12 protein-coding genes are annotated in these 11457 nt (G+C 56.1%); 2 read left to right on the forward strand and 10 right to left on the reverse strand.

Annotation, left to right across the window (positions count from 1 at the left end):
- The first annotated feature begins 91 nt into the window (after positions 1-91).
- The gene (gene pepD / locus ACDO57_RS13475; RefSeq protein ID WP_208763525.1) at positions 92-1549 is read left to right on the forward strand and encodes a cytosol nonspecific dipeptidase; all 1458 of its coding nucleotides are present in this window, start codon (positions 92-94) and stop codon (positions 1547-1549) included.
- A gap of 76 nt (positions 1550-1625) precedes the next feature.
- On the opposite strand, the gene dinB is transcribed toward pepD, so the two are convergent.
- From dinB to ACDO57_RS13515, 8 genes are all read right to left on the reverse strand, one after another.
- Complete coding sequence (gene dinB / locus ACDO57_RS13480) at positions 1626-2684, reverse strand: DNA polymerase IV (RefSeq protein WP_008500252.1); 1059 nt, start codon at positions 2682-2684, stop codon at positions 1626-1628.
- A 107-nt stretch (positions 2685-2791) separates the two neighbouring features.
- Positions 2792-2995, reverse strand: a complete 204-nt coding sequence (nqrM, locus tag ACDO57_RS13485) for a (Na+)-NQR maturation NqrM (protein WP_023615899.1) — start codon at positions 2993-2995, stop codon at positions 2792-2794.
- A complete protein-coding gene (nqrF, locus tag ACDO57_RS13490) occupies positions 2995-4218 on the reverse strand; it encodes an NADH:ubiquinone reductase (Na(+)-transporting) subunit F (protein ID WP_370884097.1) in 1224 nt (407 codons plus the stop codon). Before nqrF ends, nqrM begins: the two co-directional genes overlap by 1 nt.
- Positions 4219-4228: 10 nt before the next feature.
- Positions 4229-4825: an NADH:ubiquinone reductase (Na(+)-transporting) subunit E gene (nqrE, locus tag ACDO57_RS13495; protein WP_023334613.1), complete on the reverse strand. Its 597-nt coding sequence runs from the start codon at positions 4823-4825 to the stop codon at positions 4229-4231.
- 6 nt (positions 4826-4831) lie between these two features.
- A complete protein-coding gene (locus ACDO57_RS13500) occupies positions 4832-5470 on the reverse strand; it encodes an NADH:ubiquinone reductase (Na(+)-transporting) subunit D (RefSeq protein ID WP_024909466.1) in 639 nt (212 codons plus the stop codon).
- Positions 5463-6257: a Na(+)-translocating NADH-quinone reductase subunit C gene (locus ACDO57_RS13505; protein WP_061715913.1), complete on the reverse strand. Its 795-nt coding sequence runs from the start codon at positions 6255-6257 to the stop codon at positions 5463-5465. The genes ACDO57_RS13500 and ACDO57_RS13505 overlap by 8 nt, the downstream gene beginning before the upstream one ends.
- A complete protein-coding gene (locus ACDO57_RS13510) occupies positions 6250-7485 on the reverse strand; it encodes an NADH:ubiquinone reductase (Na(+)-transporting) subunit B (RefSeq protein WP_370884098.1) in 1236 nt (411 codons plus the stop codon). The genes ACDO57_RS13505 and ACDO57_RS13510 overlap by 8 nt, the downstream gene beginning before the upstream one ends.
- A 3-nt stretch (positions 7486-7488) precedes the next feature.
- Entirely contained in the window at positions 7489-8832 is a 1344-nt protein-coding gene (locus ACDO57_RS13515) for a Na(+)-translocating NADH-quinone reductase subunit A (RefSeq protein WP_061715915.1), read from the reverse strand.
- A gap of 298 nt (positions 8833-9130) precedes the next feature.
- Between ACDO57_RS13515 and dpaA the strand changes: the two genes are divergently transcribed.
- Complete coding sequence (dpaA, locus tag ACDO57_RS13520; protein ID WP_024909462.1) at positions 9131-9871, forward strand: peptidoglycan meso-diaminopimelic acid protein amidase; 741 nt, start codon at positions 9131-9133, stop codon at positions 9869-9871.
- Here the strand turns inward: dpaA and ACDO57_RS13525 are convergent.
- Both ACDO57_RS13525 and lpcA read right to left on the reverse strand, forming a co-directional pair.
- The gene (locus tag ACDO57_RS13525; RefSeq protein WP_008500262.1) at positions 9842-10609 is read right to left on the reverse strand and encodes a class II glutamine amidotransferase; all 768 of its coding nucleotides are present in this window, start codon (positions 10607-10609) and stop codon (positions 9842-9844) included. The two genes, dpaA and ACDO57_RS13525, sit on opposite strands and share 30 nt — an antisense overlap.
- A 46-nt stretch (positions 10610-10655) precedes the next feature.
- The gene (gene lpcA / locus ACDO57_RS13530) at positions 10656-11234 is read right to left on the reverse strand and encodes a D-sedoheptulose 7-phosphate isomerase (RefSeq protein WP_010427884.1); all 579 of its coding nucleotides are present in this window, start codon (positions 11232-11234) and stop codon (positions 10656-10658) included.
- Positions 11235-11457 lie beyond the last annotated feature (223 nt).

Consider the following 11457-nt stretch of genomic DNA (forward strand, 5'->3'; position numbering starts at 1 on the left):
TCATCTCGCAAGCCTGACTTGTGGTAACTATTAACCTGCTAACCCTGTGACCTGCAACCCTGTTTGCAGCGCCTCGACAAGGAGACTTATCGTGTCTGAACTGTCTCAACTATCTCCGCAGCCGCTGTGGGATATTTTTGCCAAAATCTGCTCCATTCCACACCCTTCCTACCATGAAGAACAGCTTGCCGAACATATTATGGGCTGGGCGAAGGAAAAAGGTCTGCATGCGGAACGCGACCAGGTTGGCAACATTCTGATCCGCAAACCCGCCACCGCAGGCATGGAAAACCGCAAACCGGTTGTGCTGCAGGCGCACCTGGACATGGTGCCACAGAAGAACAACGACACCGTTCACGACTTCACCAAAGACCCAATCCAGCCGTACATCGACGGCGACTGGGTGAAAGCACGCGGCACCACCCTGGGCGCGGATAACGGCATCGGTATGGCCTCTGCGCTGGCGGTACTGGCTGACGACAGCGTTGAGCACGGTCCACTGGAAGTGCTGCTGACCATGACCGAAGAAGCGGGCATGGACGGCGCGTTCGGTCTGCAGGCGAACTGGCTGCAGGCGGATATCCTGATCAACACCGACTCTGAAGAAGAAGGTGAGATCTACATGGGCTGCGCGGGCGGGATTGATTTCATCTCTACCCTGCCGCTGTCACGCGAAGCGATTCCTGCCGGTTTCCAGACCTTCAAGATGACGCTGAAAGGTCTGAAAGGCGGCCACTCCGGCGGCGATATTCACCTGGGTCTGGGCAACGCCAACAAGCTGCTGGCGCGCTTCCTGGCAGGCCATGCGGCTGAGCTGGATCTGCGTCTGGTTGATTTCAACGGCGGTACCCTGCGCAACGCGATCCCACGCGAAGCCTTCGCCACAGTGGCAGTACCGGCGGCAAAAGCCGACGAGCTGAAAAAACTCTCCACCGTATATCTGGATATCCTGAAAAACGAACTGTCAGCGAAAGAGAAGAACCTGACCGTGGTGCTGGAATCCGTCTCCACGGATAAAGCCGCGCTGACCGCGAAGTCTCGTGACACCTTCGTTCAGCTGCTGAACGCGACGCCAAACGGCGTGATCCGCAACTCTGACGTGGCGAAAGGCGTGGTGGAAACCTCGCTGAATGTGGGCGTGGTGACCATGAGCGACGACAGCGCGGAGATCATCTGCCTGATCCGCTCCCTTATCGACAGCGGTAAAGAGTACGTGGTGAGCATGCTGGAATCGCTGGGTACGCTGGCGGGCGCGAAAACGTCTGCAAAAGGCAGCTACCCGGGCTGGCAGCCGGATGCAAGCTCTCCGGTGATGGCACTGGTGCGTGAAACCTACCAGCGTCTGTTCAACAGCACCCCGAACATTCAGGTGATCCACGCCGGTCTGGAATGTGGTCTGTTCAAGAAACCGTATCCGGACATGGACATGGTTTCTATCGGGCCAACCATTACCGGTCCACACTCGCCGGATGAGCAGGTTCATATCGAAAGCGTCGGTCACTACTGGACACTGCTGACTGAACTGCTGAAAGCGATCCCCGTTAAGTAATTCCCTCACCCCAGCCCTCTCCCACAGGGAGAGGGTGAACAACGCAGGCCCGGTAAGCGTAGCGCACCGGGCTTTTTTACAATCCTAATACCAGCTGTCGCTCTAACTGCGGATCCAGCAGCGTGACGTGCAATCCCACCAGCCTCACCCCTCGCCCGCCTCGTCTTTCTTCCCATGCCTTTTTTGCCGTCGCGATAAGATCGTCTTTATTCAGTCGCGGCCAGACGTGTTCCTGCGTGGTCTGCTGGAAGTCATTGAATTTTAATTTGATACCCTGACGGGCAATCAGCAGGTCCGGCTTCACCTTGCTTAAGCGTCGCTCCAGCTCCGGGTAAAGCTGTTCCGTGATAATGGTTTCGCATTCGGACCAGTCATGAATATCTTCAATGAGGGTGCGCTCAACGCCGACGGATTTCCGTAGCCGTTCACTGTTCACATCGCGATCGTCAATCCCCTGGCTGCGCTCCCACAGCACGCGGCCAAACTTCCCAAAGCGCTTCAGCAGCATGGCGAGGTCGCTTCGCTGCACGTCTTCACAGGTCCGTAGCCCCATGCTTTCCAGCTTTGCAGCGGAGACTTTCCCGACGCCGGGGATTTTACCGAGCGGTAGCGTTTTCAAAAACGCAGGCACCTCTTCCGGCGTGATGACGTACTGACCGTTGGGCTTATTTAAATCGGAGGCGATTTTGGCGAGGAATTTAACGGGCGCCACCCCCGCCGATGCCGTCAGATTCAGCTCGTTGAAAATCGTCTGGCGGATCTCCTGCGCCATCAGGGTGGCGGAGCCGTGGCAATGCACGCTGTCGGTCACATCGAGATAGGCTTCGTCCAGCGACAGCGGCTCTATCAGAGAGGTATAGCGGGAGAAGATTTCCCGAATATGAAGGGAAGCCTCTTTATAGGCGTCGAACCGCCCGGGCAGAAGCGTGAGATGAGGGCAAAGCTTTAAGGCCATCGCCGTCGGCATGGCGCTGCGCACGCCAAATTTGCGCGCAGGATAGTTGGCGGTGCTGATGACACCACGCTGAACGCGGCTGCCGCCAATGGCGATGGGAATATCCCGCAGCGCCGGGTTGTCACGCATCTCCACTGCGGCAAAAAAGCAGTCCATATCGACATGGATTATTTTGCGCATAGTAAGCCCTCACTCATCACTGGATAAGTATACAGTAAACAAATGAGGATTGAGAAGTGTACGTGTGAATCGTCGGGTGGTGGCTTCGCCTTACCCGACCTGGCAGATTAAATGATGCGCTGCTGCTCGCGGGCCATTCTTTTTTTCCGCGCATCGCACGGTTCCGGGCAGTCGCAGACCTTTTCCATCCCAATGGAGGAAATACCGCCGCAGCTGCCCTGAATGCTTTTCCGTTTAACTATCCAGCCTAACGACATGCCGAAGATGACAAGCACAAACACCACAAAGGTTGCCAGAAACGTCAGCATCATCAGCCTCCAAAATCATCGAGCATGATGTTCTCATCTTCAACGCCGAGATCTTTCAGCATCTTAATCACGGCGGCGTTCATCATCGGCGGACCACACATATAGAACTCGCAGTCCTCGGGTGCAGGGTGCTGTTTGAGGTAGTTTTCATACAGCACGTTGTGGATGAACCCCGTATAGCCCGTCCAGTTATCTTCCGGCTGCGGATCGGAGAGCGCCACATGGAAGGTAAAGTTCGGGTTTTCACGCGCCAGCTGTTCAAACTCGTCGTCATAGAACATTTCGCGCAGCGAACGCGCCCCGTACCAGAAGCTGATTTTACGCTTGCTGCCGAGCCGCTTGAGCTGGTCAAAAATGTGCGAGCGCATCGGGGCCATACCGGCACCGCCGCCGATAAAGACCATTTCCGTGTCGGTATCTTTCGCGAAGAACTCCCCGAACGGACCGGAGATGGTCACCTTATCTCCCGGCTTCAGAGACCAGATATATGACGACATCACGCCCGGCGGTGCATCCGGCACATTCGGTGGCGGCGTGGCGATACGCACGTTGAGCATAATAATGCCCTTCTCTTCCGGATAGTTAGCCATGGAGTAAGCGCGCAACGTCGGCTCTTTTACCTCGGATACAAAGCGGAAGAGATTGAATTTGTCCCAGTCGGCGCGGTACTCCTCAGGCACGTCGAAGTCCGCATACGCCACGGTATGCTCAGGACACTCAATCTGAATGTAACCCCCGGCGCGGAACGGAACATCTTCCCCTTCCGGTACCCGCAGCTTCAGCTCTTTAATAAAGGTGGCTTTGTTATCATTGGAGATAACCTCGCACTCCCATTTTTTAACGCCGAAGATCTCTTCCGGCAGCTCAATCTTCATGTTCTGGCGCACCGCGACCTGGCAGGCCAGACGGCAGCCCTCTTTTGCCTCACGCTTAGTGATATGCGCCAGCTCGGTGGGCAGAATATCGCCACCGCCCTCTTTTACCGTCACGCGGCACTGTCCGCAGGAGCCGCCGCCGCCGCAGGCTGAGGAGACAAAAATACCGTTACCGGAGAGCGTGTTGAGCAGTTTATCTCCCGCAGGCGTGCGGATCTGATTCTGCGGATCGTCGTTAATATCAATCACCACGTCGCCGGAATTCACCAGCTTCGCGCGCGCCGCCAGAATGAGTCCTGACAGCACCAGTACAATCAGCGTGAACATCACCACGCCAAGGATAATTTCCATCTGTTAGCCCTTATAGCTGCACACCGGAGAAGGACATAAAGCCCAGCGCCATCAGCCCGGTGGTGATAAAGGTGATCCCTAAGCCACGCAGACCCGCAGGCACGTTGGCATATTTCATTTTCTCGCGGATCCCCGCCATGGTGACTATCGCCAGCATCCAGCCGATGCCGGAACCAAAACCGTACACCACGGATTCACTGAAGTTGTAATCACGCTGAACCATAAACGAGACGCCGCCAAAGATGGCGCAGTTCACCGCGATCAGCGGCAGGAAGATCCCCAGCGCGTTGTACAGCGACGGGAAGTACTTATCGAGGATCATCTCAAGGATTTGCACCAGCGCCGCGATCACCCCGATAAAGGTGATGAAGTTCAGGAAGCTGAGATCAACCCCTTCCACCAGCGCGCCGTCCCGCAGCACGAAGTTGTACACCAGATTGTTAATCGGAACCGAAAGCCCCAACACAACCGTGACCGCCACCCCCAGCCCAAATGCCGTGGAGACCTTTTTAGACACGGCGAGGAACGTACACATGCCGAGGAAAAACGCGAGCGCCATGTTTTCAACAAACACCGCGCGCACAAACAAACTCAGGTAATGAGCCATCGTCGGTTACTCCTTTTCCTGCTGTTCTGGCTTCAGCGTACGAATCAGCCAGATCAGCAAACCGATAATGAAGAATGCGCTAGGGGCCAGCAGGAACAGGCCGTTTGGCAGATACCAGCCGCCGTTTTGCACCGTATCCAGCACCGTGATGCCAAACAGCTTGCCGCTGCCAATCAGCTCGCGCAGGAACCCCACGGTCAGCAGGATCGCGCCGTAGCCCAGGCCGTTGCCGATACCGTCCATAAAGCTCGCCAGCGGCGGCATTTTCATGGCGTAGGCTTCCGCACGCCCCATGACGATACAGTTGGTGATGATCAGCCCGACAAACACCGAGAGCTGTTTGGAGGTTTCATAGGCGAAGGCGCGCAGCAGCTGATCGACCACGATCACCAGCGAAGCGATGATCGCCATCTGCACGATGATCCTCACGCTGTTGGGAATGTGGTGGCGGATCATCGAGATAAACATGCTCGAAAACGCCGTGACCAGCGTGACGGCCAGCGTCATCACCACCGCCGTTTCCAGCTTGGTCGTTACCGCCAGGGCCGAACAGACGCCCAGCACCTGCAGCGTGATCGGGTTATTGGCGAGCAGTGGGCCAATGAGCACCTTTTTCACTTCTTTCAGTTCACCGGTATCAGCCATTGTTCAGCGCTCCTTCACGTACGTTTTTCAGGAAAGGACCAAAGCCCAGCTCGCCCATCCAGAAATCAAAACTGTGCTGCACCCCGTTTGAGGTGAGCGTGGCGCCGGAAAGCCCGTCGACCGCGTAGTCGTCACCGGGACGTGCCGCCCCTTTCATCACCTTCAGCGCAGGCAGACCGTTATCGTCGAGCACTTTCTTGCCGACAAACTGTGCCCGCCAGTTCGGATTTTCCACTTCGCCGCCCAGCCCCGGCGTTTCGCCCTGGTCATAATACGCAATGCCTTTAACGGTGCGGCCATCCGTATCAAGGGCCACAAAGGCATACATCATTGACCACAGGCCGTTGCCGTAGACAGGAAGCACCACTTCCTGAATGCGTTTTTGGGGGTCACGCACCAGGTAAATTTCGGCCAGGTTGCTGCGACGCTTAATCCCGGCCGGATCTTGCGATGCCTCGAGCGTCACGCTCATCTGCGGATCTTTCAGCGCCAGCGCCTGGTTGAAGGTTGCCGGGTCTTTATCCAGCAGTTCACCCGTTTTTAAATCCACCAGCCGCGCGGAAATACGTTCGGCAAAGACGGCCGAAACGTCGTCTGCGCTCATTCCTTCCTGCATCAGCCCGGCCACGGCCAGAATGTTGCGCTGTTTATCCAGCGCGCGTTGCTCCTGCTGCAGAGGTTTTAACCCGACGGCAGAACCGGCCACGACGATGGAACAGACCAGACAGAGCACCAGCACCACCAGCAGCGTTTTGCTGATGCTGTCGTTATTTTTTACCTCAGCCACGCGCCTTCCTCCGCTTGATGTTGGCCCGCACCACCAGGTAGTCGAACAGCGGCGCAAACAGGTTGGCAAACAGAATGGCCAGCATCATCCCTTCCGGATACGCCGGGTTGACCACGCGGATCAGGACACACATCGCGCCAATGAGCACGCCATAGCTCCATTTACCTTTGTCTGTAAACGAGGCCGAGACCGGGTCCGTCGCCATGAACATCATGCCGAACGCGAAGCCCCCCAACACCAGATGCCAGTACCACGGCATGGAGAACATCGGGTTGGTAGTAGAACCAATAACGTTGAACAGGGTGGCGGTCAGCACCATGCCGATCATCACGCCCGCCACAATCCGCCAGGAGGCCACACGTCCGAAAAGAATGATCGCCCCGCCAAGCAAAATCATCAGCGTCGAGACTTCACCGATGGAGCCCGGAATGTTGCCAATAAAGGCATCAAACCAGGTGACTGGCTGACCCGTCGCGTTGTTCACCAGCGTTTCGCCACCGTGGGCTGCCCACTGTGAAAGCGGCGTCGCGCCGGAAAAACCGTCTGCCGCCGTCCAGACCAGATCGCCTGAGATTTGCGCCGGATAGGCAAAGAAGAGGAACGCACGTCCCGCCAGCGCCGGGTTGAGGAAGTTCCGCCCGGTGCCGCCGAAGATCTCTTTGGCAATCACCACGCCGAAACTGATGCCCAGCGCCGCCTGCCAGAGCGGTAAGGTTGGCGGGACAATCAGGGCAAACAGAATCGAGGTCACGAAGAAGCCTTCGTTGATCTCGTGTTTACGGATGATGGCAAACAGCACTTCCCAGAAGCCGCCCACGATAAATACCGTGAGGTAAATCGGCAGGAAGAAAACCGCGCCCAGCGTCATCATACTGATCCAGCCCGCGTCTGCAGCGAAGCTCACCCCTAACGAATGGGCCAGACGGTAGTGCCAGTCAGACTGAAGCACCTGCGCCAGCTGCTGTGCATCGTACATGTGGTGCAGCGCCGGAATGGTCTGCAGACCGACGTTGTACATCCCCCAGAACATCGCCGGGAAGACCGCAAACCACACCAGGATCATCATCCGCTTAAGGTCGATGGCGTCGCGAACGTGCGCCGCGCCTTTCGTCACCAGCCCCGGCGTGTAGAAAATGGTCGCCGTTGCTTCATACAGCGGGTAGTACTTTTTGAGCTTCCCTTCGGTAAAGTGCGACTCAATTTTTTCAAAGAGGTGTTTTAAGCCCATCGGTTATCCTTCCTGCTCAATGCGGGTTAACACCTCGCGCAATACCGGTCCATATTCGTATTTTCCAGGACAGACATAGGTACAGAGCGCCAGATCTTCTTCGTCCAGCTCCAGACAGCCCAGCGCCTGCGCGCTGTCGGTATCACCGGCGAGCAGATCGCGCAGCAGCATGGTCGGCAGAATATCCAGCGGCATGACGCGCTCGTAGTTACCAATCGGGACCATGGCGCGCTCGCCACCGTGCGTACTGGTCGAGAAGCTAAACAGCTTATTACGCAGGAAATGGCCCAGCGTGGTGCGGGTGACGGAATATTTTTCCGCACCGGGCAGCACCCAGCCGAACAGCTCTTTCTCACGCCCTTCCTGCACAATGCTGACCTGAAGATGAAAACGTCCCAGATACGCGTGTGCATTGGCAGCATGGCGTCCGCTGAGGACCGAACCGGAAATCAGGCGGTTTTCCCCCTCTTTGGTTTCCCCCACCAGCAGTTCATTGATGTCTGCGCCCAGCAGCGTCTTCACCAGGCGCGGGTGTGCAGCCTGCGGTCCGCCGATGGCAACGATCCGTTCAGCGCAGAGTTCACCCGTAGTAAAAAGCTTACCGATGGCGATGACGTCCTGATAATTCAGATGCCAGACCCGTTTCGTCAGGCTTACCGGCTCAAGAAAGTGGATGTGCGTTCCGACCAGACCCGCCGGATGCGGGCCAGCAAACTCATTAAACGTGACCTGCCCCTGCGGATGCCCGCCAAGCTTGCCGCCGCCGGCCTGGCAAACGTGGACTTTCCCTGACGTGAGGCGGGTTAAAACGGTCAATCCGGCATCGAAGGCTTTGCGCTGTGCCAGGATAACCGGCTGCGGGTCCACGCTAAGCGGATTGGTGTCGATGGCCGTGACGAAAATCGCGGCCGGTTCCGTGCCCGGAACAGGGGATTTGCTGAAGGGACGCGTACGAAGCGCGGTCCATAAACCGGACGCCAGAAGCTGAGCCTGAACGGCGTCACGGCTCAGCGACGCGAGGTCTGCGGCATCGTAATGGGCGAATTCACGCTGTTCGTTGCCTTCAATGCGAATAACCACCGACTGCAGAACGCGTCGTTCGCCACGGTTAATCGCCACAACGGTGCCACTTGCGGGGGCCGTGAACACCACGCCGGGATTTTTTTTGTCCTCAAAGAGCGCCTGTCCTTTGATCACGCGATCGCCTTCCTGTACCAACATAGAAGGTCGCATTCCCAGGTAGTCGTCGCCCACAATGGCGACATGATGGATGCTTGCGCCTGTCGAAACGTGCTGCGCGGGCACGCCTGCAATCGGCAGATCAAGTCCTTTTTTTATTTTAAACATGTGGTTAGCAGGTTTCCATGAACAACAATCCAGTGGCCGCGAAGTGTAACATTTTCCCCTTCTCGCGGGCAGGGAATCCGCCGTCGCGCGCGCCAAATTGCGAGCTAATGCGCAAAGTTCCTGGAGCCATCGCGATTTTGATGGTTTATAAAGTAAAACTAATTTGTAAACTCACCGCCCGGCTCTTGCGAAAATCTATAGCGGTGCTAATGTGAGCGCTCCTAACAGAATAATCTGATTTCGGGTCTCTTTTGCCGTCCTGGCAAGTTGGTCATGGTTTTATCAAGGAACTAGTAGTATGCGTAAAATCGCATTGTTCATTGCGATGCTTCTGATTCCGTGCATGTCGTTTGCCGGACTGCTCAGCAGTAATAGCTCAACGACGCCGGTCAGCAAGGAATATAAACAGCAGTTAATGGGATCGCCGGTTTATATTCAAATCTTCAAGGAAGAACGCACTCTCGATCTGTTTGTGAAAATGGGCGAGACCTATCAGCTGCTTGATAGTTACAAAATTTGTAACTACTCCGGCGGGCTGGGGCCAAAACAGCGTCAGGGCGATTTCAAAAGTCCGGAAGGGTTCTACAACGTTCAGCGCAGCCAGCTCAAGCCTGACAGCCGCTTCTATAAAGCCATTAACATCGGCTTCCCGAATGCCTATGACCGTGCTCACGGTTATGAAGGTAAATACCTGATGATCCACGGTGCCTGCGTGTCTATCGGCTGTTATGCGATGACCGATTCCGGCATTGATGAGATATTCCAGTTCGTGACCGGCGCGCTGGTCTTTGGGCAGCCTAGCGTACAGGTCAGCATCTATCCGTTCCGCATGACGGACGCCAACATGGCGCGTCACAAGTACTCATACTACGCGGATTTCTGGAAACAGCTGAAGCCAGGTTACGACTACTTTGAGCAGACCCACAAGCCGCCGGTGGTCTCTATCGTAGATGGCCGTTACGTGGTCAGCAAACCGCTGAGCCACGAAGTCGTCCATCCACAGCTGGCGTCAAATTACACGGTCCCCGAGACAAAATAGCACCCACTCGCCTGGCATAATCTTTTGCCAGGTTTCGTTGCCCGTCAGCGGCTGCGTTGCAATGACTGTGACCACATCGTTCGGTGTGGTCTCCTTCTGAAAGTCTATCTCCACATCCTGATCCAGCAGCGTCGCCACGCCAAACGGCGCACGGCGGGTGATCCAGAACAAATTCGTCGAGCAGAACGCCATCACATAGCGGCCGTCAGAGAGCAGCATGTTGAACACGCCTTTTTCGCGCAGCTCTGTCGCCAGCGTCGCGATGTATTTGAACACGGCAGCCATGTTGCCGGGCGTGCGGGGATAGCGCTCCGTCAGCTTGTGCAGCAGCCAGCAGAAGGCTTTTTCGCTATCCGTTTCGCCGACCGGGCGGAAATTGCCCGTCTCCAGCGACTTATAGCCCGTGAGTTGCCCGTTGTGCGCGTAGGTCCAGTTACGGCCCCACAGCTCGCGGGTAAACGGATGGGTATTTTCCAGCGCCACTTCGCCACGGTTAGCCTGACGGATGTGGGCGATCACCGAGCGGGACTTGATGGGGTAGTCCTGCACCAGTTTGGCAATCGGTGAGTTAAAGCTGGGCTGTGGATCTTTGAACGTGCGACACCCTTTGCCTTCGTAGAAGGTGATGCCCCAGCCGTCTTTATGCGGCCCGGTTCCTCCACCGCGCTGAACCAGCCCGGTGAAACTAAAGCAGATATCGGTTGGCACATTGGCGCTCATCCCGAGCAGTTCGCACATACGTCACCTCCACAACAGCGGGGGCAAGAGTGCCCCCAGCGAAGTCTTACTTAACCATCTCTTTTTCGATCAGCTGGATCAGGATGTGGATCACTTTGATGTGAATTTCCTGAATACGGTCAGCATAACCGAAGTGCGGAACGCGAATTTCAACATCCGCAGTACCGTCCATCTTACCGCCATCTTTGCCGGTCAGGGTGATGACTTTCATCCCTTTTTCACGCGCGGCGGCGATCGCTTTGATCACGTTGCCGGAGTTGCCGGAGGTAGAAATCCCCAGCAGCACGTCGCCTTCACGGCCTACCGCTTCAACGTAGCGGGAGAAGATGTGATCGTAACCGAAGTCGTTGCCTACGCAGGAGATGTGGCTCACGTCGGAAATCGCAATCGCCGGGTAGCCCGGGCGGTTTTCGCGATAGCGTCCGGTCAGCTCTTCTGCAAAGTGCATCGCGTCGCAGTGGGAACCGCCGTTACCGCAGGAGAGCACTTTGCCACCGGCTTTGAAGCTGTCGGCCAGCAGGACCGCTGCGCGCTGAATAGCGTGAATATTGGCATCATCTTTCAGAAAGTTCGCCAGCGTTTCCGCCGCTTCGTTCAGTTCGTTACGAATAAGATCCTGGTACATGAGGATAATCCTTCAGTATTGATGAAATAACACAGTGGAGTGTACCGGATAGCGCGAAAAGCGAGAAGCTAAAGCCATGCGAATCGTCCGGCGTTTTGATTTTTTGTGCCGGCTAAAACACGAACAATGTGAACCAGGTTGTAATTATTTTGTAAACACATTGCTAAAGGAATTTACATCAACTACAACCATATCATCACAAGTGGTCAGACCTCCTACAAGC

Origin of the sequence: Enterobacter cloacae complex sp. 2015409 (assembly GCF_041365315.1) — a bacterium.
Classification (GTDB): domain Bacteria; phylum Pseudomonadota; class Gammaproteobacteria; order Enterobacterales; family Enterobacteriaceae; genus Enterobacter; species Enterobacter pseudoroggenkampii.